Raw genomic sequence first — 26,243 nt, 5'->3', positions numbered from 1 at the left:
TGTCGGCTGCGTTACGGTATCTCCATGACCAAGGTCATCTACAACACCGCGACGACCCTCAACGGCTTCCTGGCCGACGACGAGGACTCGCTCTCCTGGCTGTTCGCCGTGCCGGGGGCCGACACCGCCGAGAGCGAGTTCGGCCGGTTTCTCGAGGGCATCGGTTCGATCGTGATGGGCTCCACCACCTACCAGTGGCTGCTAGACCACGAGAACCTCCTGGAGCACCCGGAGAAGTGGTTCTATCCCGGCAAGGCGGCCTTCGTGCTGAGCTCGCGTCCGCTGCCGGTCGTTCCCGGTGCCGACGTCCTGCTCCGCGGCGGCGACGTGGCCGAACTCTGGCTCGAGATCCTCGGTGCGGCCGGAGATCGCGATGTGTGGCTCGTCGGCGGCGGAGACCTCGTGGGGCAGTTCGCGGATGCCGGGCTGCTCGACGAGGTGCGGGTCTCGGTGGCTCCTGTAACTCTCACATCCGGTCGGCCGCTCCTCCCCCGCCGCCTCGCGTCGGACCGGCTCCGGCTGGAGTCGGTGCGGCAGGCCGGGCAGTTCGCCGAACTCGTCTATTCAGTGCGCCGGGACGGCTGAGCCGCCTCAGGCACGGCGTCCGGTGCGCGTCAGTGCGCTTGCGGCTCGAATCGGGTCCACTCGGCGAACTTGGGCTCGCGGCCGTCGCCGGACGAAGTGCCCTTCAGCCTGCGCTGCACCCAGGGGCCGACATGCTCGCGGTAGTAGGCACGCGTGGAGGTGCGCTCCCGCTCTGCGAGCGCCGGCAGCGACCACCACGACGAGGGCGGCTCGATCCCCAGCGTGTTGAGCACGCGCGCCGCGACGCGGTGGTGTCCTCGCACGTTCATGTGGAGACGATCTTCGGACCAGTAGCCGATCGTGGAGAGCTCCTTGTCCGGCCAGTTGAAGGCGCGCAGCACCTCGGGGCGCGAATCCAGCCGCGCGGTCACCTCGGCGCTCAAGACATCTCCGCGACGCTGGAAGACTCGGCTCAGCGGCAGATGGTCGGACGGGTTCGCACCGGACAGCGCGATGAGGGTCACGCCTTCTTCGGCGCACCGCTCCAGCACCCGTTCCCAGGCCGCGACGATATGCGCGGTCGAGGCCTTGGGTCGGAGCATGTCGTTGCCGCCGCCGTTGAACGACAGATGGGTGGGCTTCAGTGCGAGCGCAGGCTCGAGCTGCTGCTCGACGATGGGCCAGATGAGCTTTCCCCGGATCGCGAGGTTGGCGTACTCGATCGCCTCCCCCGAGGCATCCGCCCATCCCTGCGCGACGAGATCCGCCCAGCCTCGAACACGGCCGTCGGGAAGGTCGTCGCCCACGCCCTCGGTGAAGGAGTCGCCGATCGCGACGTAGCGGACTGTACCCATCCGGCAAGCCTACGATCTCGCGCGACCGGGTTCAGCCGAGCATGTCCCGCACGAGCGGCGCGACCTGGGTGCCGTAGAGCTCGATCGAGCGCATCATGTGTGCGTGCGAGAGGGTGCCCGTCGAGAACTTGAGGTCGAACCGCTGGACCTGAAGCGACCGCACCGTCTCGGCGATCTTCCGCGCGACGGTCTCGGGCGACCCGACATACAGCGCGCCCTCGGGTCCGACGTCGTGCTGGAAGCGCATCCGGCTGTACGCCGGCCAGCCGCGCTCGCGACCGATGGTGTTGTTCATCGCCTCGAAGCCCGGGTACGCCTCGTCCCATGCCTGTTGATCGGTCGCGGCGATATGCCCGGGCGAGTGCACGCCCACCGGGAGCACGTCTCGGTCGAACGATGCGAGCGAGCGGTGGTACAGGTCGACGAACGGGCGGAACCGGTGGGCAGGTCCGCCGATGATCGCGAGCATGAGCCCGTACCCGTAGCGGGCTGCCCGCACGACCGACTCGGGCGTGCCGCCGACACCGACCCACGCCTTCAGACCGGACTCGGTCTTCGGGAAGACGTCGGCGCCGTCGAGGGCGGCCCGCGTCGTTCCCTGCCAGGTGACCGGCTTCTCGGTCAGCAGCTGCGAGAACAGGTCGAGCTTCTCCTCGAAGAGCACTTCGTAGTCGCGCAGGTCATAGCCGAACAGCGGAAACGACTCGACGAACGAGCCTCGCCCGAGGATGACCTCGGCGCGTCCGTGGGAGACCGCGTCGAGCGTCGCGAAACGCTCGTACACGCGCACCGGGTCGTCGCTGGAGAGGACCGTGACCGCGGTGCCGAGGTGCATGTGCTTCGTCCGGCCGGCGATCGCCGCGAGCACGATCTCCGGGCTCGACACCGCGAACTCGGGACGGTGGTGCTCCCCCACCCCGAAGAACTTCAGACCCACCTCGTCGGCGAGGAGCGCCTGGTCGACCACATTGCGGATCGTCTGCGCGTCGCTGAGCAGGGCGCCCGACTCGTCGCGGGTGACATCGCCGAAGGTGTCGAGTCCGAGCTCGATGGCGGATAGCGCGTCGTGAGGCATGGGATCCCTTCCTATTCACCTGCATGAAACCGCGGGGCCCAGTGGTCCATTCCCGGCGGGAGTCCCGCGGCGTAGCGTGTGCCCGTGGCCATCTTCGTCGATCGAGCGGATGCCGGGCGACAGCTCGCCGCCGCGCTCGAGGCCTGGCGCGGTCAGGACGCGGTCGTCCTCGGCATCCCGCGCGGCGGTGTGGTGGTGGCGGCTGAGGTCGCCCGCGCGCTGGGCCTTCCCCTCGGCGTCGCGGTGGTGCGCAAACTCGGCGCGCCCACACAGGAGGAGTACGCCATCGGCGCGATAGCGGAGGGCGTGCGGGTCGTCAATCCCGACGCGCTCCGGGGCGTGACGCCCCAGGAGCTTGCGGTCGTCGAGGACCTCGAGCGGATCGAGCTGCGCCGGCGCACCCGCCTCTTCGCCCCGGTGCCGATCGAACTCACCGCACGTGTCGCCGTGATCGTCGACGACGGCGTCGCGACCGGAGCGACGGCCACCGCCGCCTGCCGCGCGATCCGCGCGGCGGCACCGGCACAGATCGTGCTCGCTGTTCCGGTCGCGCCCGCGCACTGGCGGCCGGAAGCGGCGGCGGCGGATGCCTTCGTCTGCCCGCATCCGATGCGCGACTTCTGGGCGGTCGGCCAGTTCTACGAGGACTTCACCCAGACGACCGACGAAGAGGTTGCGCGGCTCCTCCGGCACGCTTCGACAGGCTCAGCGACCGAGGATCCCTGAGCCCGGCTCAGCGACCGCGGATCCCTGAGCCCGGCTCAGCGACCGACGGTCCCTGAGATCGGATTCTCGGGGAACTGCACATCGCTGGTGGGCCGCTCTTCGTTCGGCGCCAATCTCTCGATGCGGATCAGCAGGTCGCGCAGGAGATCGTTACAGGCCGTCAGCCTTGCGATGACCGCCGCATGGTCGCCCGTGAGCGTCTCCGCACCGGCATCCGGTGAGCTGCCGAACGACCAGGTGGTCTCGACGCGATGCAGCTGCACCGGCGCGAGGGCCGGAATGAAAGGCCGCATCGCCCGCAGCGCTGCGACATCGGACGTCAGCAGCACGAGCGCGGCCCGGAAGAAGCGCCCGCGATCGATCGCCGTGAAATCGCCCAGCAGCAAGGTCGCCGTGAGCGCGAGCGAGCCCCGGACGTCGTCGATCACGCGGTCGAGGTCAACGATCCGCTGATCGAACTGCGCCGCGTTCCCCTCGAAGTCGAGGGTGCCCCGATTGGGGGCGGCGCCCGGCGTCCATTGGGTGAGCACGTCGTGCTGCTGTACTCGACCGATGTCGTCGGAGACCAGGCGCGACACGAGCGCTCTCCTGTTCGCCTGGACCAGGTCCACGGCGTCGGTGCAGAAGCGCACTTCGTCGGCCGTCTGCTGTGCGGCCAGGATGGCCGGGGTCAGTGGACGCCGGATGACGGGACGACGACCGGCGTCATCTCCCCGACCACCGAGAGGATCGCTCATCACGCGCTGCGACTCAGCCGATCAGCGCGGCGCGCAGCGTGTCGAGTCCGACACCGCCGATCTCGAGCGCGCGCTTGTGGAAGTCCTTGATCGAGAAGGCGTCACCCTGCGMGGCCTTGACGTCGTCGCGGACCTGCCCCCAGATGCGCTGGCCGACCTTGTACGCCGGCGCTTGCCCTGGCCACCCGAGGTAGCGGTTCACCTCGAACTTGATGAACTCGTCGGGCATGTTGACGTTGTGGCGCATGAAGTCGAGTGCGTACTCGGCGTCCCACACGCCCTTGCCGTCCAGGCGCGGCTTGCCCAGATGCACGCCGAGGTCGAGCACGACGCGCGCGGCGCGCATCCGCTGACCATCGAGCATGCCGAGCCGGTCTGCCGGGTCGTCGAGGTAGCCGAGCTGCTGCATGAGTCGCTCGGCGTACAGGGCCCAGCCTTCGGCGTGCCCCGACGTGCCGGCCAGCAGCCGGCGCCATGAGTTCAGCTCCGCGCGGTTGTATACCGCCTGGGCGATCTGGAGGTGATGACCCGGCACGCCCTCGTGGTAAACGGTGGTGAGCTCCCGCCAGGTGTCGAACTCGGTGACGCCCTCGGGCACCGACCACCACATCCGGCCGGGCCGCGAGAAGTCGTCGGTCGGCCCCGTGTAGTAGATCCCACCCTCCTTCGTCGGGGCGATCATGCACTCCAGGCGGCGGATCGGCTCCGGGATGTCGAAGTGAGTGCGCCCGAGTTCCGCGACGGCCCGGTCGCTCGTCTCCTGCATCCAGCGCTGCAGCTCGGCCGTGCCGTGCAGCTTGCGCGCGGGGTCCTGCTCCAGGAAGGCGACGGCTTCCTCGACCGAGGCGCCGGGCTTGATCTCGTGCGCGATCGACTCCTGCTCGGCGACCATCCGGGCGAGCTCCTCGATGCCCCACTCGTAGGTCTCGTCGAGGTCGATGGTCGCCCCCAGGAAGCGCCGCGAGTGCAGAGCGTACAGTTCACGACCCACGGCATCCGTCTCCGTCGCCGCCGGCGCCAGCTCACCAGTGAGGAACGCGGCCAATTCGTCGTAGGCAACCCGCGCGGCATTGGAGTTGTCTGCCAGTTCGCGGGCGAGGGATGCCGGGAGCTGACCTTCCGCGGGCGCGGCCTCGCCGGTGAACGTGGCGAAGAAGCCGGTGTCGGCGGAGTAGCGGGCGATCTGGGTCGCGACCTCCTCGACCTGCCGACGTGCAGGGACGATGCCGGAGGCGATGCCCTCGCGCAGCGCGGCGGCGTACCCGTCCAGCGCGGCGGGGAGAGCCTTGAGTCGCCGTGAGATGACGGACCAGTCATCGGCGGTCGCTGTCGGCATGAGGTCGAAGACCGCACGGACGTCCTGCGCGGGCGAGGCGATCACGTTCAGGTTGCGCAGGTTCCAGCGCGCGTCGTGCAGGTCGAGGGCGAGCTTCAGCTCCCGGGTGAGGTCGAGCTTCGTCACCTCGTCGATCGCGTCTGCCGGCGCGGTCGCCTCCAGCGCGTGGAGCGTCCGGCGCGCCTCCTCGGCGACGCGGTCGTGCCCCTCCGGGGTGAAATCGGCGTATCGGTCGTTGTGCTCGAACCTGCCGATGTACGTCGCCAGCGCCGGATCCAGTTCGGCGAGGGTGTCCACCCACGCGTCGGCGATCGTGTCGATCGGAGTGGCCGTGCGGGCGGGGGCGCGCAGTGCGTCAGTCATGTCATCGAGCCTAGGCAAGCGACGCGGTGTCGGCCAATCCGGATCTCAGTGTCCGGCCTCGTTCCAGTCCTGCCCGCGCCCGATCTGCACGTCGAGCGGCACCGTGAGGTCGGCGGCATCCCCCATCCGGGCCCGCACGATCCGTTCGGCCTCGTCCCACTCCCCCGGCGCGATCTCGACGACCAGTTCGTCGTGGATCTGCATGAGCACCCGGGACTGCAGAGCGTGCGAGCGGAAGTCGTCGTGGATGCGGTAGAGCGCGATCTTCATGATGTCGGCCGCGCTCCCCTGGATGGGCGCGTTCAACGCGGCACGCTCCGCGTTCTCACGCAGCACACGGTTGGGACTGGCGAGATCCGGGAACGGCCGGCGCCGGCCGAAGATGGTCTCGGTGTAGCCGTCGATCTTCGCCTGCTCGACGGACGACCGCAGGTAGTCACGCACGGCGCCGAACCGCGCGAAGTACTCCATCATGAGCTGCTTCGCCTCCGACTGCTCGATCCGCAGCTGCTTGGAGAGGCCGAACGCCGACAGGCCGTACACGAGGCCGTAGGACATCGCCTTGACTTTGGTGCGCATCGCAGAGGTCACCTCGTGCGGGTCGACCCCGAAGACGCGGGCGCCGACGAAGCGGTGCAGATCTTCCCCGGAGTTGAACGCTTCGATGAGCCCTGGGTCCTCGGAGAGGTGCGCCATGATGCGCATCTCGATCTGCGAGTAGTCGGCGGTCAGCAGCGTCTCGTAGCCTGCCCCGACCTCGAAGGCCTCGCGGATGCGACGGCTCTCTTCGGTGCGGACCGGGATGTTCTGCAGGTTGGGGTCGGTGCTGGACAGGCGGCCGGTCTGGCTGCCGGTCTGCACGTAGGTCGTGCGGATTCGGCCATCCGTGGCGATGGCGACGTCGAGCGATTCGATGATCTGACGCAGCTTGGTCGCCTCGCGGTGCTGCAGGAGCAGATCCAGGAACGGATGCGGGCTGGTCTCCTGCAGGTCGACCAGCACCGCGGCATCGGTCGAATAGCCGGTCTTGGTCTTGCGGGTCTTGGGCAGCTGGAGCTCTTCGAAGAGCACCTCCTGCAGCTGCTTGGGCGATCCGAGGTTGACCTCGCGCCCGATGGCCGCATAGGCCTCCTGGGCGATGACATCCGCGCGCTGGGCGAGCTCGCCGGAGAACCCGGAGAGCTTCTCGTGCGAGACGGCGACTCCGGCGAGCTCCATGTCGGCGAGGCCGAGGAGCGTCGGCAGCTCGATGTCGGTGAGGACGGACGCCACGCTGGGCGGCAGCTCCGCGCGCAGCGCCGTCGCCACCCGGAGCGTGTACCAGGACAGCTGACCGGGAGTCGCACCCTCGGTCTCGGGGATGAGCTGGGTGGGATCGGCCTCGGGGAGCTTCTCATCGAGGTACCGATCCACGAGGTGCGCGAGGGTCTTGTCGGGAAAGCTCGGACGCAGCAACCAGCCCGCGACGATCGTGTCGAAGGTCAGGCCGCCGAGCGTGACGCCCGCCCGGCGCAGCGCCTTGACCTGCGATTTCGCATCGCTCAGCACCTTCGGTGCGTCGGAGGCGAGCCATCCACCGACGGATGCCTCGACCTCGGGGGTCCACGTCGCCTCGGCGGCGGCATCCCTCGTCGCGAATCCGATGCGTCGCGGCGTGCCGCCGTCGATGGCGATGGTGACGGCCACCTCGCCGTCGGCCTTCGCGAGCCAGGCCGCGAGCTGCTCCGGCGTGAGTTCGCTCGCCACCGGCGCCAGCTGCGCGGCGGCCGAGGTCACAGCGGCCATCTGCTGCTCGATGCCGGCCAGCTCGGCGACCCGCGGGATCAGGGTCTTGAACTCGAGGCGCGCGAAGATGTCGCGCACGCCCTGGGCGTCCATCGGCTTCACTTCGAGGTCGGTGATCGTCACCGGCAGCTCGACGTCGCGGAGGAGCCGGTTGAGCGTGCGGTTGCGGCGGACGTCGTCCAGGTGCTCGCGGAGGTTCCCGCCCACCACGCCGCCGATCTTGTCGGCGTTCTCGAGCAGCGCGTCGAGGGTGCCGAACTGACCGAGCCACTTGACGGCGGTCTTCTCCCCCACCTTCGGCACGCCGGGGAGGTTGTCGCTCGTCTCGCCGACCAGCGCGGCGATGTCGGGATACTGCTCGGGTGGCACCMCGTAGCGCTCGATGACGGCCGCACGGTCGTACCGCTTCAGCTGCGACACGCCCTGGACGTTCGGGTAGAGCAGCGTGACATCGTCGGTGACGAGCTGGATCGTGTCGCGGTCGCCGGAGCACACCAGCACATCGAAGCCCTGCTCGGCGCCCTGCGTCGCGAGTGTCGCGAGGATGTCGTCCGCCTCGAAGTCCTCCTTCTGCAGGACCGTGATGCTCATCGCCGCGAGGCACTCCTGCAGCAGCGGAATCTGCCCCTTGAACTCGGACGGGCTCTCGGAGCGATTGGCCTTGTACTGGTCGTAGGCGCGCGTGCGGAACGACTGCCGAGAGGTGTCGAACGCCACCGCGAGGTGGGTGGGCTTCTCGGCCTTGAGCAGGTTGATCAGCATCGCGAGGAACCCGTAGATCCCGTTCGTGTGCTGCCCGTCCTTCGTCGTGAAATTGTCGACCGGAAGGGCGAAGAACGCCCGATATGCGAGCGAATGGCCGTCGACGACGAGAAGGGTAGGCTTTGCGGAGTCCGTCACCCTGTCAGCCTAGACGGGGGTTCAGACCCCAACACCTCCCGGAAGCTTGCGATGACAGACCAGCCCCCCGCACACGTCAACGGCATGGAATGGGCGGCCCGCCGCGGCATGGGCGCCCTCGCCGAGAAGATGGGCATGGAGTTCCTCGAGTTCTCCGTCGAGCGCTGCGTCGCGACCCTTCCGGTCGAGGGGAACACCCAGCCCGTAGGGCTCATGCACGGCGGCGCGTACGTCGTGCTCGGCGAATCGCTCGGGTCGATGGCGGCGAATCTGCACGCCGGCCCTGGACGCCTCGCAGTCGGTGTCGACATCAATGCCACCCACACGCGGGCCGCGACCTCCGGCGTCGTGACCGGCGTCTGCACGCCGATCCACCTCGGGCGCAGCATGACGGTGCACGAGATCGCGGTCAGCGACGATCAGGGCCGCCGCCTCTCCACGATCCGGATCACCAACCTGATAAAGGCTCAGCCCGCACAATGAGGAACGGATGCCGCGGCCCAGGGCCACGGCATCCGTTCGAAGTATTCGGGGTGCTATTTCTTGGGCGCGAGCTGCTCGATGATGGCCTTCGCGACGTCCTGCATCGTGAGCCGGCGGTCCATCGATGCCTTCTGGATCCAGCGGAACGCCTCGGGMTCGGTGAGGCCCATCTTCTCGTTCAGCAGGCCCTTGGCGCGGTCGACGAGCTTGCGCGTCTCGAACCGCTCGACCATGTCGGCGACCTCTGCCTCGAGCGTGATGATCTGCTCGTAGCGGGCCAGGGCGATCTCGATCGCCGGCAGGAGGTCGTTCGGCGTGAACGGCTTGACGACGTACGCCAGCGCTCCCGCCTCACTCGCCCGCTCGACGAGCTCCTTCTGGCTGAAGGCCGTGAGGAGCACCACCGGTGCGATGTGGTTCTTGCTCAGCTTCTCGGCGGCGCTGATGCCGTCGAGAAGCGGCATCTTGACATCCATGATGACAAGGTCGGGGCGCAGCTCCGTAGCGAGCGCTACGGCGGTCTCACCGTCGCCGGCTTCGCCGACGACGTCGAAGCCGTTGTCTCGAAGGATCTCGACGATGTCGAGTCGGATAAGGGATTCGTCCTCCGCCACGACAACGCGACGCGGGGCGGTGGCCGAGGAGGCCTGCTCTTGCTCAGTCACATTTGAATCCTACGGTATGGTCGTTCGCGGAACGTGCCGGGCCGGTGTGGCGGAATGGCAGACGCGACCGACTCAAACTCGGTTGCCCGCAAGGGCGTGTGGGTTCGACTCCCACCACCGGCACGCGATTGAAGAGCGGATGCCTCGTGCCGAGGCATCCGCTCTCCTGTCGTCTCGAGCTATTCGTCCTGGATGACCTTCACCGCGACCGTGTTCGGGTCGGGAAGCGTGGCCACCTGCTCGGGCGAGCGGAGGTCGACATCCGCGGGCGCCTTCTTGTCGAGCTCCGGCGGCACTTCGAGCGGGCGACGCGAGTAGTACACCTTCGCCTTGCGGTAGAAGAGCGCCAGCGGCACGACGCCGAGCAGGATGAGTCCGAGGCCCAGCCAGTTGACCACCGGATCGTTGCTCGGGATCGAGACGAAGAACGCCCAGCCCATGAACACCGCCCCCGATGCCGGCCACAGCCCGATCAGGAGGAAGTTCTTAACGGACTGGAACAGCACCCGCCGATACGCGACCACCACCGCGACGCCCGCGAGCGTGTAGTAGAACGCGATCTGCAGCCCGATCGACCCGATCGCGTTGCCCATGATCTCGCCCACACTGCCCAGGAAGTTGGATCCGACGAAGAGCAGCAGCGAAACGACGAGGATCACGATCGTCGCGAACGTCGGCGTCTTCCAGCGCGGGTGCACCCGGCCGAACGCAGAGGGGATGGTGTTGTCTCGTCCCATCGCGAACAGCGTGCGCGTCACCTGGATGAGCGTCGTCTCGAGCGTGGCGATCGTCGAGAGAGCGACGGCGATGATCAGGATCTTGCCGCCGATGCCCGGCCAGATGATGTCGCCGAGCACCGACAGGATGTTGGCGCTGTTCGCTTCGATCTCTTCCTGCGGCAGCATGACGAGCGTCGCGATGGTGAAGATCTCGAACAGCACGAAGACGATTCCCACACCGATGAGGCCCGCGGCTCCCGCCGACTTATGGCCTTCCTTGGTCTCCTCGTTGAGGTTCGACGCGACATCCCAGCCCCAGTAGTAGAACGCGGCGATCAGAGCGGCGCTCACGAATACCCCGGGTCCGCTCAGATGCGTGAACCCGAGCCAGTCCCACGAGAAGTTCGGACCCGCATGGCTGGTCGTGGCGGCGCGGAAAAGGGCGAGCGCGGCGAAGACGACGAGGATGCCGACCTCGATGACCGACATGATCCACTGCGCCCGCGCGGTGATGTGCACGCCGAAGTAGACGCAGGCGGCCATCACGATGAACCAGAGCGCGCCGATGGCGGTGATGAGTGAAACGTTGTCGGCCTGACTGGGGTCGAACAGCGAGACGGTCATCGCGCCGGCCGGCAGCGCGCCGGCGACCATGAAGATCGTCGCCGAGATCACGAGCGCCCAGCCGGACAGGAAGCCGAGCGCGGGGTGCAGCGCTCGGGCGACCCAGGAGTAGGCCGCTCCGGCATTTACATCGGCGCGTCCGAGGTACATGAACGCCCAGGCGATGCCGAGCATCGGGATGCCGCACCAGAGCAGCGCGCCGGGGGCTCCGAGTCCCGCGACACCCACCAGGGTCGCGGTGGTAGCGGCGATGGAGTACGCCGGCGCACTGCCGGCCACCGCCATCACGATCGAGCCGGCGGCGCTGACGCCGTCCGCCTGAAGTTTCTCGGGTGGGTTCGATCCCTGAGCGGCTGGTGCGGCCGGGGAATCAGTTCGGGCCATGTGTCATCCTCACTGTCATCTCGGGCGATGACAGGGGGAAAGTACACCCGCCGTGAGTCGGGCGAATGACGATTCCATTCGCGGCGTGTTGCGGCTCGGATCAGGCGGCGGAAAAGCCGACGAGCGGAGGTCGGCAATGCCGACGCTCCGCTCGCGGGTGGTTGTCGAGGCCTCTCAGCCGAAGTACTGGTTGCCGAGCGCCTTGCTCTTGAGCGCGTCGTACTCGCCCTGCGAGATCGACCCTGCATCGAGCAGCGCCTTCGCGCGAGCGATGTCCTCGGACGGGCTCGCCGACGCGGAGGGCTTGTAGTCGTCCTGCTCGGGCGCCCGCACACGCGTCGCGTACTCACGCTCGGCGATGCCCTTGCCGTTCACGAGGACGTAGATGATGCCCGTGAGGAACGGTACGAAGACGAGCGCGATGATCCACAGCGCCTTCAGCCACCCGTTGACCGAGTCATCGCGGAACAGGTCCCTGACCACGAAGATGATGACATACAGGTAGGCGAAGAAGTAGAACGCCCAGAGAATCCACCAGAAGAACATTGCACGAACCTTTCGTCAGCGGCTTGAGCCGTGCTCAGCCTAGTGACATCCGGAGCCGCCCAGCGGTGCGTGTCGTCCTTTGCAGGTGAACCGGCTACTCGCGGTAAACGGGAGCTGCGCCGTGCACCGCGTCGCCGACCTTGTGCACCCGGATGTCGTTGGTCGAGCCGACGATTCCGGGAGGGGAACCGGAGATCACCACGACCTTGTCGCCGACCTTCGCGAGATCGTTGGTGAGCAGATAGTCATCGACCTGGATGAACATCTTGTCGGTGTGCGTCACGTGCTCGACGAGGGTCGACTTCACGCCCCAGGTGAGGGCCATGCGGCGACGGATCGCGGGCAGCGGCGTGAAGGCGAGCATCGGGATCTTCGAGCGGATGCGCGACAGGCGGCGTGCCGTGTCACCCGACTCGGTGAAGATGCAGAGGTACTTCGCGTCGACGAAGTCGGCGACCTCGACGGCGGCGAGTGTGATCGCGCCGCCCTGGGTACGGGGCTTGGCGGTGAGCGGCAGGATGCGCTCGAGGCCGTGGTCCTCGGTCGACTCGACGATGCGAGCCATGGTCTCGACGACCACGACCGGGTACTTGCCCACGCTCGTCTCGCCCGAGAGCATGACCGCGTCGGCGCCATCGAGCACAGCGTTGGCGACGTCGCTCGTCTCGGCGCGGGTGGGCACCGGGTTCTCGATCATCGACTCGAGCATCTGGGTGGCGACGATGACCGGCTTGGCCATGCGGCGGCACAGTTCGACGGCGCGCTTCTGGACGATCGGGACCGCCTCCAGGGGCAGCTCCACGCCGAGGTCGCCACGGGCGACCATGATGCCGTCGAAGGCGTCGATGATCTCTTCGAGGTTGTCTACCGCCTGCGGCTTCTCGATCTTCGCGATGACCGGGATGTACCGGTTCTCCTCCGCCATGATGACGTGGACGCGCTGGATGTCCTTGGCGCTGCGCACGAACGACAGCGCGATCAGGTCGGCGCCGATGCGCAGGCCCCAGCGCAGATCTTCTTCGTCCTTCTCCGACAGGGCGGGCACGTTGACCGCGACGCCGGGCAGGTTGATGCCCTTGTTGTTGGAGACCGGACCGCCGACGATGACCTTGGTCGTGACGACGGTGTCGTCCTTCTCGATGACCTCGACGCGGACCTTGCCGTCGTCGATGAGCAGGAAGTCGCCGGGGTTGACGTCGGCGGTGAGGCCCTTGAACGTCGTCGAGCAGATCTCCTTGGTGCCGGCGATGTCGTCGATGGTGATCTTGAAGATGTCCCCGACTGCGAGGTCGTGGGGGCCGTCGGCGAACTTGCCGAGGCGGATCTTCGGGCCCTGCAGGTCGACGAGGATCGCGACGGCGCGGCCGGAGTCCTCAGCTGCCTTGCGGACATTGGCGAAGTTGTTCTCGTGCACGGAGTAGTCCCCGTGGCTGAGGTTCAGCCGCGCGACGTCGACACCTGCATCGATGATCGCTCGGACCGTCTCGTAGGTCGATGTTGCAGGCCCGAGGGTGGCCACGATCTTGGCGCGTCTCATCCGTGTGTGCTCCGTGAAGTCGGGGGAAAGTGGGTCGAAGGACCGGTCCCAGCCTACGCGGGCTGCAACCCGATCGCGACTTCGGAGGCCCGCACCGGCGCCGGCAGCGCGGTCTCACCCATGAGGTACGTGTCCACGTGCGCGGCTGCTGCACGGCCTTCGGCGATCGCCCAGACGATGAGCGACTGACCGCGCCCGGCATCGCCGGCGACGAAGACGCCGGGTGCCGTGGTGTGGAAGTCGTCCTCGCGCTGCACCGCACCGCGGTCGGTGAACTGCGCACCGAGCTGACCTTCCAGAAGCTCGCGCTCCGGACCGGTGAAGCCCATCGCGATGAGCACCAGATCGGCCGGGATGTCCCGCTCGGTCCCGCTCTTGGGCACGCGCCTGCCGTCGACGAATTCCGTCTCGGCGACCCGCAGCGCACGGACCTCGCCGACCTCGTTGCCGACGAACTCGACGGTCGAGGAGAGGTAGGAGCGCTCTCCACCCTCTTCGTGCGCGGACTGGATTTCGAAGAGCGTCGGCGACATCGGCCAGGGCTGGTGCTCGGGGCGCTCCCCAGGGGGGCGGCGGCCGATCGCGAGGTTGGTGACGCTGAGCGCACCCTGGCGGTGCGCCGTCCCGATGCAGTCGGCGCCGGTGTCGCCGCCGCCGATGACGACGACGTGCTTTCCCTCCGCCGTGATCTGGTTGGCGACGGAGTCGCCGGCGGTCGCGCGGTTCGATTCGACCAGGTACTCCATGGCGAAGTGGACGCCCGCGAGGTCCCGGCCGGGAATGGTGAGCTCACGAGGCACCGTCGCGCCGGTCGCGATGACCACCGCGTCGTAGCGGGCGCGCAGGTCGCTCCACGAGATGTCCTTGCCGATCTCGACTCCGGCGCGGAATCTGGTGCCCTCGTCCTGCATCTGCCGCAGGCGCGACTCGATGTGGCGCTTCTCCATCTTGAAGTCCGGGATGCCGTAGCGGAGGAGCCCGCCGATGCGGTCGTCGCGCTCGTAGACCGCGACGGTGTGACCGGCTCGGGTGAGCTGCTGCGCGGCGGCGAGGCCGGCAGGCCCGGACCCGACCACAGCGACGGTCTTGCCGGTCAGGCGACCCGGGGGCTCCGGCTCGACCCAGCCGCGGCCGAACGCCTCGTCGACGATCGACACCTCGATCTGCTTGATCGTGACGGCGGGCTGGTTGATCCCCAGCACGCACGAGCTCTCGCACGGCGCAGGGCACAGGCGCCCGGTGAACTCGGGGAAGTTGTTGGTCGCGTGCAGCCGCTCGCTCGCGGCACGCCCCTCCCCCCGCCACGTGAGGTCGTTCCACTCCGGAATGAGATTTCCGAGCGGGCAGCCCTTGTGGCAGAACGGGATGCCGCAGTCCATGCAGCGTCCGGCCTGCCGACGCAGCACCGCCCCGTCACCGGGCTCGTAGACCTCTTTCCAGTCCATGATGCGCACCGGAATGGGCCGCCGCGGGGGCAGCTCGCGATCCGTGACCTTCAGAAAACCTTTCGGGTCAGCCACCCGTCACCTCCAGAATGCGAGTCCAGACGACGTCGCCGTCGGGGTCCAGCCCCTCGGCGACCGCGTCTTGGCGGGTCTGCAGCACCGCTGCGTAGTCGCGCGGCAGTACGCGCACGAAGTCATCGAGCACGCGATCGAAGTCGGCGAGCATCGACGACGCGAGGGTCGAGTCGGTCTCGGCGACATGCTGCTCCAGCAGGTCGCGCAGGATCTCGGCATCCCCCGATCCCAGCTCGCCCAGCACCAGTTCCCCGGTGGCGAGCGCCTCCCGATTGACCAGCGCGCGGTCGAGTCGGTAGACGTAGGCCGTCCCGCCGGACATCCCGGCGCCGAGGTTGCGGCCGGTGGCGCCGAGGATCACCGCGAGGCCACCCGTCATGTACTCCAGCGCGTGGTCGCCGACGCCCTCGACCACGGCAGTCGCGCCGGAGTTGCGGACGAAGAACCGCTCCCCCACCACGCCGCTGAGGAACAGGGTGCCCTGCGTGGCGCCATACCCGATGACGTTTCCGGCGATGACGTTCTGCGATGCCTCGAAGTTCGCTCCACGGGGCGGGCGCACGACGATCTGGCCTCCGGAGAGACCCTTGCCGACGTAGTCGTTGGAGTCGCCTTCGAGGCGCAGCGAGATGCCCGCCGGCATGAAGGCGCCGAACGACTGGCCGGCCGAGCCGGTGAGGTTCACCACGATGGAGCCGGACGGCAGTCCGTTCTCACCGTGCGCCAGCGTGACGTGGTGGCCGAGCAGCGTGCCGACGGCCCGCTCCGTGTTGCGGATCGGGAGGTCGATCGTGACGTGGCCGCCGTGCTCGATGACGTCGCGGGCGCGCTCGATGAGCGCCACATCGAAGTGCTGGTCGAGCTCGTGCTCCTGACCGCGCAGGTTGCGACGCGGCTCGTCATCGGCGAATTCCGGTCCCTCCAGAATCGGCGACAGGTCGAGCCCGTTCGCCTTCCAGTGGTCGATCGCGCCGTTCACGTCGAGCAGCTCGACATGACCCACCGCCTCCTCGAGACTGCGGAATCCAAGTTCGGCGAGGTATTCGCGAACCTCCTGGGCGATGAACTCCATGAAGTTCACGACGAATTCGGGCTTGCCGTTGAAGCGGGCCCGCAGGACGGGGTTCTGCGTCGCGACGCCGACGGGGCACGTGTCGAGGTGGCAGACGCGCATCATGAYGCAGCCCGAGACGACGAGCGGGGCCGTCGCGAAGCCGAACTCCTCGGCGCCCAGGAGGGCTCCGATGATGACGTCGCGGCCGGTCTTGAGCTGACCGTCCACCTGGACGACGACCCGGTCGCGCATGCCGTTGAGCATGAGGGTCTGCTGCGTCTCGGCGAGGCCGAGCTCCCACGGCGTTCCGGCGTGCTTGAGCGAGTTGAGCGGGCTCGCGCCGGTGCCGCCGTCGTGTCCCGACACGAGGATCACGTCGGCCAGGGCCTTGGCCGTGCCGGCTGCGACCGCGCCGATCCCGGACTGGCTCACGAGCTTCGCGTGCACCCGCGCGTCGGGGTTGGCGCGCTTGAGGTCGAAGATGAGCTGCTTGAGGTCTTCGATCGAGTAGATGTCGTGGTGCGGCGGGGGCGAGACCAGCCCGACGCCTGCCGTGGAGTGCCGCGTGCGCGCGATCCACGGATACACCTTGGTCGACATCAGCTGGCCACCCTCACCGGGCTTGGCACCCTGCGCGAGCTTGATCTGGAGGTCGGTCGCGTGGGTCAGATACAGGCTCGTCACACCGAACCGGCCCGACGCCACCTGTTTGATGGCGCTGCGCCGCTCGGGGTCCAGGAGCCGGTCGACGTCCTCGCCGCCCTCGCCGGTGTTCGACTTGCCGCCGATGCTGTTCATCGCGATAGCGAGCGTCTCGTGCGCTTCCCGCGAGATCGAGCCATAGCTCATCGCGCCGGTCGAGAATCGCTTCACGATCGACGCGACCTCCTCGACCTCGTCGATCGGCACGGGCGGGCGTACGCCGGTGCGCAGCGCGAACATGCCGCGCAGCGTCTTGAGTTCGCCGGCCTGGTCGTCGACGAGCTTCGTGTACTCGCGGAAGATGTCGTACCGACGCGTGCGGGTGGCGTGCTGCAGGCGGAACACCGTGTCCGGGTTGAAGAGGTGCGGCGAGCCGTCGCGGCGCCACTGGTACTCGCCACCGGTCCACAGGCGCTCGTGCGCCCGGACGGCGGCGTCCTCGGGATACGCGTACGCGTGGCGCGCCGCGTTCTCCTCGGCGATGGCGTCGAGTCCGACTCCGCCGAGCTTCGACTCGGTGCCCGTGAAGTAGCGGGCGACGAATTCCGGCGCGAGGCCGACGGCCTCGAAGACCTGCGCGCCCGCGTATGACGACACGGTCGAGATGCCCATCTTCGACATGATCTTCAGGACACCCTTGCCGAGCGCGTAGATCAGGTTGCGCACGGCCTTCTCGGGCGTGATGTGCGTGATGAAGCCGGCGCGGACGAGGTATTCCACCGTCTCCATCGCCAGGTACGGGTTGACGGCGGATGCCCCGTACCCGATGAGCGTCGCCACGTGATGCACTTCGCGCACGTCGCCCGCCTCGACGACGATCCCGACCTTCATGCGGGTCTCGTTGCGGATGAGATGGTGGTGCACGGCCGCGAGCATGAGCAGCGACGGGATCGGGGCGAGGTCCTTGTTGGAGTCGCGGTCGCTGAGCACGATGAACTCTGCGCCGTCCTCGATCGCGTGGTCGACCTCCTGGCACATCTGCGCCAGGCGCTTCTGCATGCCCTTGTGGCCGGCCTCGACGCGGTAGAGGCCGCGGATCGTCACCGAGGAGCGACCGGGCAGAGCCGTGTCGATGTGCTGGATCTTCGCGAGCTCGTCGTTGTCGATCACCGGGAAGTCGAGCGTGACGTTCTGCGTGTGGTCGGCACCCCACGCCAGCAGGTTCCGCTCCGGGCCGAGGCCGAGCGACAGCGAGGTGACGACTTCTTCACGGATCGAGTCGAGCGGCGGGTTCGTGACCTGCGCGAACTGCTGCGTGAAGTAGTCGAAGAGCAGACGCGGGCGCTCGCTCAGCACCGCCAGGGGTGTATCGCTTCCCATGGCGCCCAGCGGCTCCGCGCCGTTCTGGCCCATCGGGGTGAGGAGGATGCGAACTTCCTCCTCGGTGTAGCCGAAGGTGCGCTGGCGCCGGGTGATCGAGGCGATCGGGTGCACGATGTGCTCGCGCTCGGGAAGGTCGGCGAGGCGCACGCGTCCGGCGTCGAGCCACTCCTGCCACGGCTGGAGGGCGGCGAGGTCCGCCTTGATCTCGTCGTCCTCGACGATGCGCTGCTGCGCGGTGTCGACGAGGAACATGCGCCCGGGGCGAAGGCGTCCGCGGCGCTTGATGCGCTCGGGCTCGAAGTCGAGCACGCCTGTCTCGCTGCCGATGACGATCAGGCCGTCGGTGGTYTCGGTCCAGCGGCCGGGGCGCAGCCCGTTGCGGTCGAGCGTCGCGCCGACGACGGTGCCGTCGGTGAAGATGAGCGCCGCCGGACCGTCCCAGGGCTCCATCTGCATCGAGTGGTAGTCGTAGAACGCGCGGAGGTCGCCGTCGATGTCGACCTGCTTCTCGTAGGCCTCCGGCACCATCATCATGATCGCGTGCGGCAGGCTGCGGCCCGTGAGGGTGAGCAGCTCCAGCACCTCGTCGAACGAGGCGGAGTCGCTCGCGCCCTCCGTGCAGATCGGGAGGAGCGGGCGGATGTCGCCCAGCAGCTCCGACTCGAGCTGGGACTGGCGGGCGCGCATCCAGTTGCGGTTGCCGTTCACGGTGTTGATCTCACCGTTGTGGGCGAGCATCCGCAGGGGCTGGGCGAGCGGCCAGGACGGGAAGGTGTTGGTCGAGTAGCGGGAGTGCACGACCGCGAGCTCCGAGGCGAAGCGCTCATCGGAGAGGTCGGGGTAGAACGGCTCGAGCTGCAGGGTCGTGACCATGCCCTTGTAGCCGAGCGTGCGGCACGACAGCGACACGAAGTACGCGCCGAATTCGCGGCGGGCGCGCTTGCGCAGCCGGTAGACGCGCCGGTCCAGAGCGATGCCCGACAGAGCGGGCTCGGCGCCGAAGCCCGGGCGTGCGACGAACAGCTGCTCGAAGACCGGGCGCGCGGCGTAGGCGAGCTTGCCGAGGTGGGTCTCATCGACCGGCACCGCGCGCCAGCCGAGGATGACCAGATTCTCGCTCGCCGCGATCTGCTCGACGCCGGCCTTGAGCGCTGCGCGCTCTTCGGCGTCGTGCGGCAGGAAGGCCATGCCTGCGGCGTACTCGCCGACGGGAGGAAGGTCGAAGTCCACCACCGCGCGGAGGAAGGCATCCGGCATCTGCGTGAGGATGCCCGCGCCGTCGCCGGTGCCCGAGTCGGACCCGATCGCGCCGCGGTGCTCGAGGTTGCGCAGGGCCGTCAGCGCCAGGGCGATGATGTCATGCCCAGGCTCGCCGCGAAGTGTCGCGACCATCGCCAGACCACAGGCGTCCTTTTCGAACGCAGGGTTGTACATCCCCTGCTTCGGCGGGAAGGCGCCAAGGTCCGATGGACCGGCGCCGCGGTGGGGGCTCGAAAGCATTCCTACCGTCCTCACATTGATGCTCAAGATGGGACGACGTCGGCCCGGCTGCTGTTACTTCGCGGCGAGTGTGCTTGTGGCGGTGCCCTCGGCGACGTCGTCCGTCGGCGGCTCGCTGACGTCGACGAAGTCGTCGGTGTCCTGCGATTGTACAGCCCCGAGGGCCGTCCACTCGCGGCCGGGCACGTACGGAGAGGGCTCGAGCCCGGGGTGCCGGCGCCTCTGCACGATCAGGATGACCAGACCAAGGATGACGCCGAGGATCGCTGCCCACACGTTCGTGCGCAGGCCGAGGTAGATCTCGCTCTGGTCGATGCGGATGGACTCCCACATGATCCGTCCGCCGCTGTACCAGATGAGGTAGAGGCCGAAGAGGCGGCCCCACTGGAGCGTGAAGCGTCGGCCGGCCCACAGGAGCACCGCGGCACCGAGCAGGTTCCAGATCACCTCGTACAGGAACGTGGGGTGGAACAGGGTTCCGTCGGCCAGTCCCGGCGGGAAGGCGGGGTTGGTGCTGGAGATCTCGAGGCCCCACGGCACATCCGTGGGAAGGCCGAACAGCTCCTGGTTGAACCAGTTGCCGAAGCGTCCCAGCGCCTGCGCGATGAGGAGACCGGGCGCGAKGGCGTCCGCGAACGCGGTGAACCGGATGCCGGTCCACCGGCAGCCGAGCCAGGCGCCGATCCCGCCGCCGATGAGGGCGCCGTAGATCGCGATGCCGCCCTCCCAGATGTAGAAGATCGCCCAGAGGTTCGTGCCCGGCCCGAAGTAGAAGCCAGGATGGGTGGCCACGTGGTAGATCCGTGCGCCGATGATCGCGAGAGGCACGGCGAGCAGGGCGATGTCGATGACGACCCACGGCTCGGCGCCGCGCTTGGTGAGGCGGCGGTTGGTCAGCAACGTCGCGACGATGATCCCCGCGATGATGCACAGCGCGTAGTAGTGGATCGTGAAGGTCCACGCGAGGATCTGCACGTCGAACGAGCTATCGGGCGGGCTCGGGATGCTGGCGACCACGCTCAGGGCGGCGTTCATCATGGGGGTGGTGTCCTTCAGTGCGGGGGCGGCGGTCGCGACGACCTGAGAAGTCTAGTTCGGGTGCGTCGGACGCGTGCCCGCGACGAGCGCCCTGGTCGTCTCAGCGAGACCTTCGACCCCGCCGTCGCGCAGCGCCCGGACCAGGGCCGTTCCGACGATCGCGCCATCGGAGTAGGCGAGCACCGAGCTGACCTGGTCGGCGGTGGAGATGCCGATCCCGACGCAGGCGCGGATCGCCTCGCCGTCCGATCCCCGGTGCTCCCGCAGACGTGCGGTGAGGGTGCGGGCCGCGGCATCCAACTCCGCCCGCTCGCCGGTGATCCCCATCGTGGAGACCGTGTAGACGAAACCCGTGCTGCTCGCGGCGATGAGCGCGAGTCGCTCGTCGGTCGAGGTCGGGGCGGCGAGGAAGATCCGGTCGAGCCCGGTTCGACGGCTCGCGGCGACCCATTCGCCTGCGGCGTCCGGCGTGATGTCCGGTGTGATCATGCCGGCGCCGCCGGCCGCGAGGAGGTCGTCGGCGTAGCGGTCGACGCCGTACTGCAGCACCGGGTTCCAGTAGGTCATCACGACCACGGGCACCGAGACGCGCTCCGTGATCGCGCGCACGGCCGTGAACGTGTCACGCAGCCGGAAGCCGGCGGCGAGAGCGGTCTGCGTCGCCTCCTGGATGACGGTGCCGTCCATCACGGGATCGGAGTAGGGCGGCCCAAGTTCGAGGATGTCGGCGCCGTTCTCAGCGAGGGCGACGGCAGCCTCGATGCTCGTGGCGAGGTCTGGAAAGCCGATCGGAAGGTAGCCCACGAACGCACCGCGGCCTTCCGCCTTGGCTGCATCGATGGCCGCAGCGACGCGGGAGGTCATGCCTGCTCCTCCTGGTCGTAGAGGCCGAAGTAGTGGGCGGCGGTGTCCATGTCCTTGTCGCCGCGCCCGGACAGGCACACGGCGAGCACGGCGTCAGGTCCGAGCTCTCGGCCGAGCCGCAGCGCGCCGGCGAGCGCGTGCGCCGACTCGATGGCGGGGATGATGCCCTCGGTCTCGCTCAGCAGCCGCAGTGCCTGCATCGCCTCGTCATCGGTGGCCGGGATGTACTCGGCGCGGCCGATGGAGGCTAGCCAGGCGTGCTCGGGTCCGACCCCTGGGTAGTCCAGCCCCGCGGAGATCGAGTGGGATTCGACGGTCTGACCGTCTTCGTCCTGCAGCACGAAGGTCTTCGCACCGTGCAGCACGCCGGGCCGGCCGCGTTCGATGGATGCCGCGTGCCGAGGCGTGTCCACGCCGTCGCCGGCGGCCTCCACACCGTAGAGCTTGACGTCGGCGTCATCGAGGAAGGCGTCGAACATGCCGATCGCGTTCGAACCGCCGCCGACGCATGCCACGACGGCATCAGGGAGTCGACCGATCTCCTCCAGGAGCTGCGCCCTGGCCTCTTCGCCGATCACCTTCTGGAAGTCGCGGACCATGGCGGGGAACGGATGCGGTCCTGCGGCCGTCCCGAAGATGTAATTGGTCGTCTCGACGGTGGCGACCCAGTCACGGTAGGCATCGTTGATCGCGTCCTTGAGGGTTCGGGAACCCGTGCGGACGGGGATCACTTCGGCCCCGAGCAGGCGCATCCGGGCGACGTTGAGCGCCTGACGCTGGGTGTCCACCTCGCCCATGTAGATCGTGCAGTCGAAGCCGAAGAGGGCTGCCGCTGTCGCGGTCGCGACGCCGTGCTGGCCGGCTCCTGTTTCTGCGATCACGCGCGTCTTGCCCAGACGCTTGGTCAGCAGCGCCTGGCCGAGCACGTTGTTGATCTTGTGCGATCCGGTGTGGTTGAGGTCTTCGCGCTTGAGGAACACCCGGGCGCCGCCGGCGTGCGCCGCGAATCGCGGCACCTCCGTCAGCACCGACGGTCGCCCCGCGTAGGAGCGCAGCAAACCGAGGAACTCCGCCTGGAACGCGGGGTCGGACTTCGAGGCCTCGTAGGCGGCGGTGAGCTCGTCGATCGCGGCGATCAGCGACTCCGGCATGTACCTGCCGCCGAATTCCCCGAAGAAGGGCCCGGTGACATCTCGCAGACTGCTCACTTCGACTCGCTCCTCGATACTTCGGATGCCCCGGCCGCCAGGAACGCGCCGAGTGTCGCCACCGGGTCGCCGGTGACAAGGGCCTCGCCGATGAGCACCACGTCGGCGCCCGCGGCGCGATAGTGCGCGACATCCTCCGGGATGAGCACTGCTGACTCGGCGATGCGGACGGCGCCGGCGGGAATGCGCTCAGCGAGTCGGCCGAACAGATCCCGGTCGAGCGCGAAGGTCGACAGGTCCCGGGCATTGACGCCGATCAGCCGCGCGCCGACGTCTGCGGCGCGATCGACCTCGTCCGCCGAGTGCGTTTCGACGAGGGGCGTCATGCCGAGGTCGAGGGTGAGTGCGTGCAGCCGCGCGAGCACGTCCTGCTCGAGCGCGGCCACGATCAGCAGCACGAGGTCGGCGCCGGATGCCCGCGCCTCGAGCACCTGGTACTCGGTCGCGATGAAGTCCTTGCGCAGCACGGGCAGCGAGACCGCGTCACGGACCGCCTCCAGGTCGGCGAGACTGCCCTTGAATCGCCGGCCCTCGGTGAGGACCGAGATCGCGGATGCGCCGCCCTGCTCGTAGCGGCGGGCCTGCAGGGCCGGGTCGGGGATCGCGGCCAGGTCACCGCGCGAGGGGCTCGCGCGCTTGACCTCGGCGATGATCTTCACCCGATCGGCCGGAGCCAGCGCAGCCAGGGCATCGCGGGCCGCCGGGCGCGCGAGCGCAAGAGACTCGACGACCGCGAGCGGCCGCAGCGAGGCGCGTGCCTCGGCATCCTCCACCGCGCCGGCCGTGAGGTCGGCGAGCATGCTCAATGCTCTTTCGGCGCGTACTTTGGCCCGTTGACGCCGTATCCGGCCTTCTTCATGCCCCAGCCGACGAGCAGCCCGACCACGAGGAGTCCGGCTGAGACCCACACCATGGCCGGGATCTCCAGGAAGAAGAAGAAGGTGCCGATGGCGATGGCCACCAGCATGATGATGATGGCCGTCCACGCGGCCGGCGAGTGTCCGTGGCCGGGATCGCCGATGGGATTGCTCATGGATTTCCTCCGAGTACGCGAGTTCGGCAAGTCTAGCGGGGCGCCGCCGTCGGATCGTCGCCGCGGGACAGGTCGTCCCACGAGTCGACGGCATCACGCGGACGGGATGGTGCGGGGCCGGCAGGCGGCACGGCGTCGGATCGGTAGCGCCGGTCGCTGCCTCGCCAGCCGCGCGCGGTCATGATCGTGAACAGGCCGGCCGCAAGGAGCAGCACCCAGGCGATCAGTGTGCAGATCGGCCACGGGGTCGCCGAGATGCCCGACACGAGTTCGGAGATCGCGGCCGTGCCGGTGATCCCGGTCGCGTCGGTCACGGTGCGGGCGGCGGCGTCGAGCGGCTGGGCGAAGGCGATCTGCGCGGTCAGGACACCGAGCACGAGGGCGATCGCGACCGTGAGCACGCCGAAGATGTACCGCAGCACCAGCCCGACTATCGACAGCGCCCCGCCGAGGGCGAGCACGGCCAGGCTGAGCGGCGCGAGGACGGGAACTGCGGCGGCTCCCGCCACGGTGAGCTCGTGCTCGGCGTCCGCGAGGGTGACGACGAGCCAGGTCTGGGTCGACGAGATCACGCCGATCGCCCCGGCGAGCACGATGGCCGCCACGCACAGCAGGCGTGCCCGTGCGGTCATCGGTCCAGTCCGGTCACCGGCTCGAGGTCGGTGGTGTCGAAGCACGTGCGCGTGCCCGTGTGGCAGGCCACGCCGACCTGCTCCACCTGCACCAGGATGGCGTCGCCGTCGCAGTCCAGCCGCGCGCCTCGCACGAACTGGACGTGGCCGGAGGTGTCGCCCTTGCGCCAGTACTCCTGCCGCGACCGCGACCAGAAGGTGACGCGGCCGGAGGTGAGCGTCCGGCGCAGGGCCTCGGCATCCATCCATCCGAGCATGAGCACCTCGTGCGTGTCCCATTGCTGGATGATCGCCGCGACCAGCCCGTGGGCGTCGAAGGTCACCTGCGCGATGCGCTGCTCGATCGTCTCGCTCACGTCGCCGCCTGCCCTTCGCGCACCGGGATCCCGTCGGCGAGCAGTGCGGCCTTCACATCGCCCACGGTGAGTTGACCGGAGTGGAAGACGGATGCCGCGAGCACCGCGTCGGCGCCCGCCGTGATCGCCGGCGCGAAGTCGCCGAGCTTGCCGGCACCGCCCGACGCGATGACCGGGACGCTCGAGATCTCCCGCATGAGGGAGACCAGCTCGAGGTCGAAGCCCTGCCGGGTGCCGTCCGCGTCGATGGAGTTGACCAGGAGCTCCCCCGCCCCGCGTTCGATCGCCTCGCGTGCCCACGCCAGCGCGTCCAGCTCGGTCTCGGTGCGGCCGCCGTGGGTGGTGACGACGAAGCCCGAGGGGATCCGCTCGCGGAGCGGCCCGGTCGCACGCTTGACGTCGAGCGAGAGCACCAGCACCTGTGCACCGAAGCGGTCCGCGATCTCGTCGATGAGGGCGGGGCGGCCGATCGCCGCCGAGCTCACCCCGATCTTGTCGGCGCCGACGGACAGCAGCCGGGCGACGTCGTCCGTCGTGCGGACTCCGCCCCCGACGGTCAGCGGGATGAAGACCTCTTCGGCGGTGCGGCGCACGACGTCGTAGGTCGTCGCGCGGTCATCGACGGTCGCTGTCACATCGAGGAAGGTCAGCTCGTCGGCGCCCTGCTCGTAGTAGATCCGGGCGAGTTCGACCGGGTCGCCCATGTCCCGCAGGTTCTCGAAGTTCACGCCCTTGACGACGCGTCCGGCGGCGACGTCCAGGCAAGGGATGACGCGGCAGACGACGGCCATCAGAGCCTCGCGTTGTGGATGGCGCTCACGAGGATCGCGCGCGCGCCGATCGCGTAGAGCGCGTCCATGACCTGGTTGACGCCCTTGCGCGGACTCATCACCCGCACGGCCACCCACTTCGGATCGCGGAGAGGCGAAATGGTCGGCGACTCGATGCCGGGAGCGATCGCGACCGCTGTGTCGACGAGATCGGCGGGAAGGTCGTAGTCGATCAGCACGTACTGCCGCGCGACCATGACGCCGCGCAGGCGCCGCAGGAGGGTCTCGGCGCCGTCGACCTCGGCCGGAGAGCCGATCAGGACGGCCTCGGACTGCAGGATGACGGGGCCGAAGATCTCGAGGCCTGCCTGCCGCAGGGTCGTGCCGGTCTCGACGACGTCGGCGATGGCATCCGCCACGCCCAGGCGGACCGCGGACTCGACTGCGCCGTCGAGCGGCACGAGATCGGCCGCGACATCGTGCTCATCGAGGAACCTGTCGACGAGGCCCGGGTACGAGGTCGCGATGCGCACACCGTCGAGATCGGAGACGTCAGCGAAGCGTCCGGGGGGCGCGGCGAAGCGGAACGTGGAGGCCGCGAACCCGAGAGCCTCGATCTCGCGGGCGCCCGGCATCCGTGCGTCCAGAAGCAGGTCGCGGCCCGTGATGCCGACATCGAGGGCGCCGGACCCGACGTACGTCGCGATGTCCTTGGGGCGCAGATAGAAGAACTCGACCTCGTTCTGAGGATCGATGATGTGCAGGTCCTTGGGGTCGCGCCGACCCACGTATCCGGCCTCGGAGAGCATCTCCGCGGCGGTCTCGGCGAGCGATCCCTTGTTCGGCACGGCGATTCGCAGCATGACGGCGTGGCTTTCGGTGTGGGGTTGGCCGGAGGAACGGGGGTGACGCTCAGAGATGTCGGTACACGTCCTCGAGCGTGAGCCCCTTCGCGATCATCAGGACCTGCAGGTGGTACAGCAG

General features: G+C 68.6%; 23 protein-coding genes, 1 tRNA gene and 1 pseudogene. 4 read left to right on the top strand and 21 right to left on the bottom strand.

Going from position 1 to position 26,243, the window contains the following annotated elements:
* Nucleotides 1-24: 24 nt before the first annotated feature.
* Nucleotides 25-585: a dihydrofolate reductase family protein gene (locus tag AC1DVT_RS03375; RefSeq protein WP_477386513.1), complete on the top strand. Its 561-nt coding sequence runs from the start codon at nt 25-27 to the stop codon at nt 583-585.
* 29 nt (nt 586-614) lie between these two features.
* On the opposite strand, the gene AC1DVT_RS03370 is transcribed toward AC1DVT_RS03375, so the two are convergent.
* Together AC1DVT_RS03370 and AC1DVT_RS03365 are read right to left on the bottom strand one after the other, a co-directional pair.
* Nucleotides 615-1,379: an SGNH/GDSL hydrolase family protein gene (locus AC1DVT_RS03370; RefSeq protein ID WP_477386512.1), complete on the bottom strand. Its 765-nt coding sequence runs from the start codon at nt 1,377-1,379 to the stop codon at nt 615-617.
* 31 nt (nt 1,380-1,410) lie between these two features.
* Entirely contained in the window at nt 1,411-2,454 is a 1,044-nt protein-coding gene (locus AC1DVT_RS03365) for an LLM class flavin-dependent oxidoreductase (protein ID WP_477386510.1), read from the bottom strand.
* An 84-nt stretch (nt 2,455-2,538) separates the two neighbouring features.
* Between AC1DVT_RS03365 and AC1DVT_RS03360 the strand changes: the two genes are divergently transcribed.
* Nucleotides 2,539-3,180, top strand: coding sequence for a phosphoribosyltransferase (locus AC1DVT_RS03360; protein ID WP_477386508.1), 642 nt, complete (start codon nt 2,539-2,541; stop codon nt 3,178-3,180).
* A 35-nt stretch (nt 3,181-3,215) separates the two neighbouring features.
* Here the strand turns inward: AC1DVT_RS03360 and AC1DVT_RS03355 are convergent, their stop codons facing one another.
* Genes AC1DVT_RS03355 through polA form a run of 3 tightly spaced genes read right to left on the bottom strand, consistent with a single transcriptional unit; the run spans nt 3,216 to nt 8,301 of the window.
* Nucleotides 3,216-3,917, bottom strand: coding sequence for a hypothetical protein (locus AC1DVT_RS03355; protein ID WP_477386506.1), 702 nt, complete (start codon nt 3,915-3,917; stop codon nt 3,216-3,218).
* 13 nt (nt 3,918-3,930) lie between these two features.
* Nucleotides 3,931-5,616: a DUF885 domain-containing protein gene (locus AC1DVT_RS03350; RefSeq protein WP_477386504.1), complete on the bottom strand. Its 1,686-nt coding sequence runs from the start codon at nt 5,614-5,616 to the stop codon at nt 3,931-3,933.
* 45 nt (nt 5,617-5,661) lie between these two features.
* A complete protein-coding gene (polA, locus tag AC1DVT_RS03345) occupies nt 5,662-8,301 on the bottom strand; it encodes a DNA polymerase I (protein ID WP_477386503.1) in 2,640 nt (879 codons plus the stop codon).
* Between the two features lie 51 nt (nt 8,302-8,352).
* Between polA and AC1DVT_RS03340 the strand changes: the two genes are divergently transcribed.
* Nucleotides 8,353-8,784, top strand: coding sequence for a hotdog fold thioesterase (locus AC1DVT_RS03340; protein ID WP_477386501.1), 432 nt, complete (start codon nt 8,353-8,355; stop codon nt 8,782-8,784).
* A gap of 53 nt (nt 8,785-8,837) precedes the next feature.
* On the opposite strand, the gene AC1DVT_RS03335 is transcribed toward AC1DVT_RS03340, so the two are convergent.
* On the bottom strand, nt 8,838-9,449 hold the full coding sequence (locus tag AC1DVT_RS03335) for an ANTAR domain-containing response regulator (RefSeq protein ID WP_477386499.1): 612 nt from the start codon (nt 9,447-9,449) through the stop codon (nt 8,838-8,840).
* A gap of 40 nt (nt 9,450-9,489) precedes the next feature.
* Between AC1DVT_RS03335 and AC1DVT_RS03330 the strand changes: the two genes are divergently transcribed.
* Nucleotides 9,490-9,572, top strand: a tRNA-Leu gene (locus tag AC1DVT_RS03330).
* A 56-nt stretch (nt 9,573-9,628) separates the two neighbouring features.
* Here the strand turns inward: AC1DVT_RS03330 and AC1DVT_RS03325 are convergent.
* The 15 genes and pseudogenes from AC1DVT_RS03325 to hisE form a co-directional block, all read right to left on the bottom strand.
* Nucleotides 9,629-11,176, bottom strand: coding sequence for an APC family permease (locus AC1DVT_RS03325; RefSeq protein WP_477386497.1), 1,548 nt, complete (start codon nt 11,174-11,176; stop codon nt 9,629-9,631).
* A gap of 174 nt (nt 11,177-11,350) precedes the next feature.
* The gene (locus AC1DVT_RS03320; RefSeq protein WP_457098703.1) at nt 11,351-11,722 is read right to left on the bottom strand and encodes a PLDc N-terminal domain-containing protein; all 372 of its coding nucleotides are present in this window, start codon (nt 11,720-11,722) and stop codon (nt 11,351-11,353) included.
* Between the two features lie 94 nt (nt 11,723-11,816).
* Nucleotides 11,817-13,259 (bottom strand): pyruvate kinase, encoded by a 1,443-nt coding sequence (gene pyk, locus AC1DVT_RS03315; protein WP_457098702.1) that lies wholly within the window; start codon nt 13,257-13,259, stop codon nt 11,817-11,819.
* Nucleotides 13,260-13,312: 53 nt separating this feature from the next.
* The gene (locus tag AC1DVT_RS03310; RefSeq protein WP_477386494.1) at nt 13,313-14,779 is read right to left on the bottom strand and encodes a glutamate synthase subunit beta; all 1,467 of its coding nucleotides are present in this window, start codon (nt 14,777-14,779) and stop codon (nt 13,313-13,315) included.
* On the bottom strand, nt 14,772-19,358 hold the full coding sequence (gene gltB, locus AC1DVT_RS03305; protein WP_477386492.1) for a glutamate synthase large subunit: 4,587 nt from the start codon (nt 19,356-19,358) through the stop codon (nt 14,772-14,774). Before gltB ends, AC1DVT_RS03310 begins: the two co-directional genes overlap by 8 nt.
* A gap of 54 nt (nt 19,359-19,412) precedes the next feature.
* Complete coding sequence (gene lgt, locus AC1DVT_RS03300; protein WP_477386490.1) at nt 19,413-20,396, bottom strand: prolipoprotein diacylglyceryl transferase; 984 nt, start codon at nt 20,394-20,396, stop codon at nt 19,413-19,415.
* A gap of 51 nt (nt 20,397-20,447) precedes the next feature.
* Nucleotides 20,448-21,260: a tryptophan synthase subunit alpha gene (trpA, locus tag AC1DVT_RS03295; protein ID WP_477386488.1), complete on the bottom strand. Its 813-nt coding sequence runs from the start codon at nt 21,258-21,260 to the stop codon at nt 20,448-20,450.
* The gene (gene trpB, locus AC1DVT_RS03290; protein WP_477386535.1) at nt 21,257-22,411 is read right to left on the bottom strand and encodes a tryptophan synthase subunit beta; all 1,155 of its coding nucleotides are present in this window, start codon (nt 22,409-22,411) and stop codon (nt 21,257-21,259) included. The genes trpA and trpB overlap by 4 nt, the downstream gene beginning before the upstream one ends.
* A 53-nt stretch (nt 22,412-22,464) precedes the next feature.
* A complete protein-coding gene (trpC, locus tag AC1DVT_RS03285; RefSeq protein ID WP_477386486.1) occupies nt 22,465-23,268 on the bottom strand; it encodes an indole-3-glycerol phosphate synthase TrpC in 804 nt (267 codons plus the stop codon).
* Between the two features lie 2 nt (nt 23,269-23,270).
* Nucleotides 23,271-23,501 (bottom strand): DUF6704 family protein, encoded by a 231-nt coding sequence (locus AC1DVT_RS03280; protein WP_457098696.1) that lies wholly within the window; start codon nt 23,499-23,501, stop codon nt 23,271-23,273.
* Nucleotides 23,502-23,533: 32 nt separating this feature from the next.
* Nucleotides 23,534-24,133 carry a Trp biosynthesis-associated membrane protein gene (locus AC1DVT_RS03275; RefSeq protein WP_477386484.1) on the bottom strand — a complete coding sequence of 200 codons (600 nt, stop codon included), beginning with the start codon at nt 24,131-24,133 and terminating at the stop codon, nt 23,534-23,536.
* Complete coding sequence (hisI, locus tag AC1DVT_RS03270; protein WP_457098694.1) at nt 24,130-24,489, bottom strand: phosphoribosyl-AMP cyclohydrolase; 360 nt, start codon at nt 24,487-24,489, stop codon at nt 24,130-24,132. Before hisI ends, AC1DVT_RS03275 begins: the two co-directional genes overlap by 4 nt.
* The gene (gene hisF / locus AC1DVT_RS03265) at nt 24,486-25,280 is read right to left on the bottom strand and encodes an imidazole glycerol phosphate synthase subunit HisF (protein ID WP_477386482.1); all 795 of its coding nucleotides are present in this window, start codon (nt 25,278-25,280) and stop codon (nt 24,486-24,488) included. Before hisF ends, hisI begins: the two co-directional genes overlap by 4 nt.
* Nucleotides 25,280-26,122 (bottom strand): ATP phosphoribosyltransferase, encoded by an 843-nt coding sequence (gene hisG / locus AC1DVT_RS03260; protein WP_457098692.1) that lies wholly within the window; start codon nt 26,120-26,122, stop codon nt 25,280-25,282. Before hisG ends, hisF begins: the two co-directional genes overlap by 1 nt.
* Nucleotides 26,123-26,171: 49 nt before the next feature.
* Nucleotides 26,172-26,243 (bottom strand): annotated as a pseudogene (hisE, locus tag AC1DVT_RS03255) (phosphoribosyl-ATP diphosphatase); the annotation flags it as partial.

This window comes from Microbacterium sp. P2_F9 (assembly GCF_056403635.1).
The sequence above is the reverse complement of the archived record's forward strand: the minus strand, read 5'-3'. Positions and strand labels throughout refer to the sequence as shown.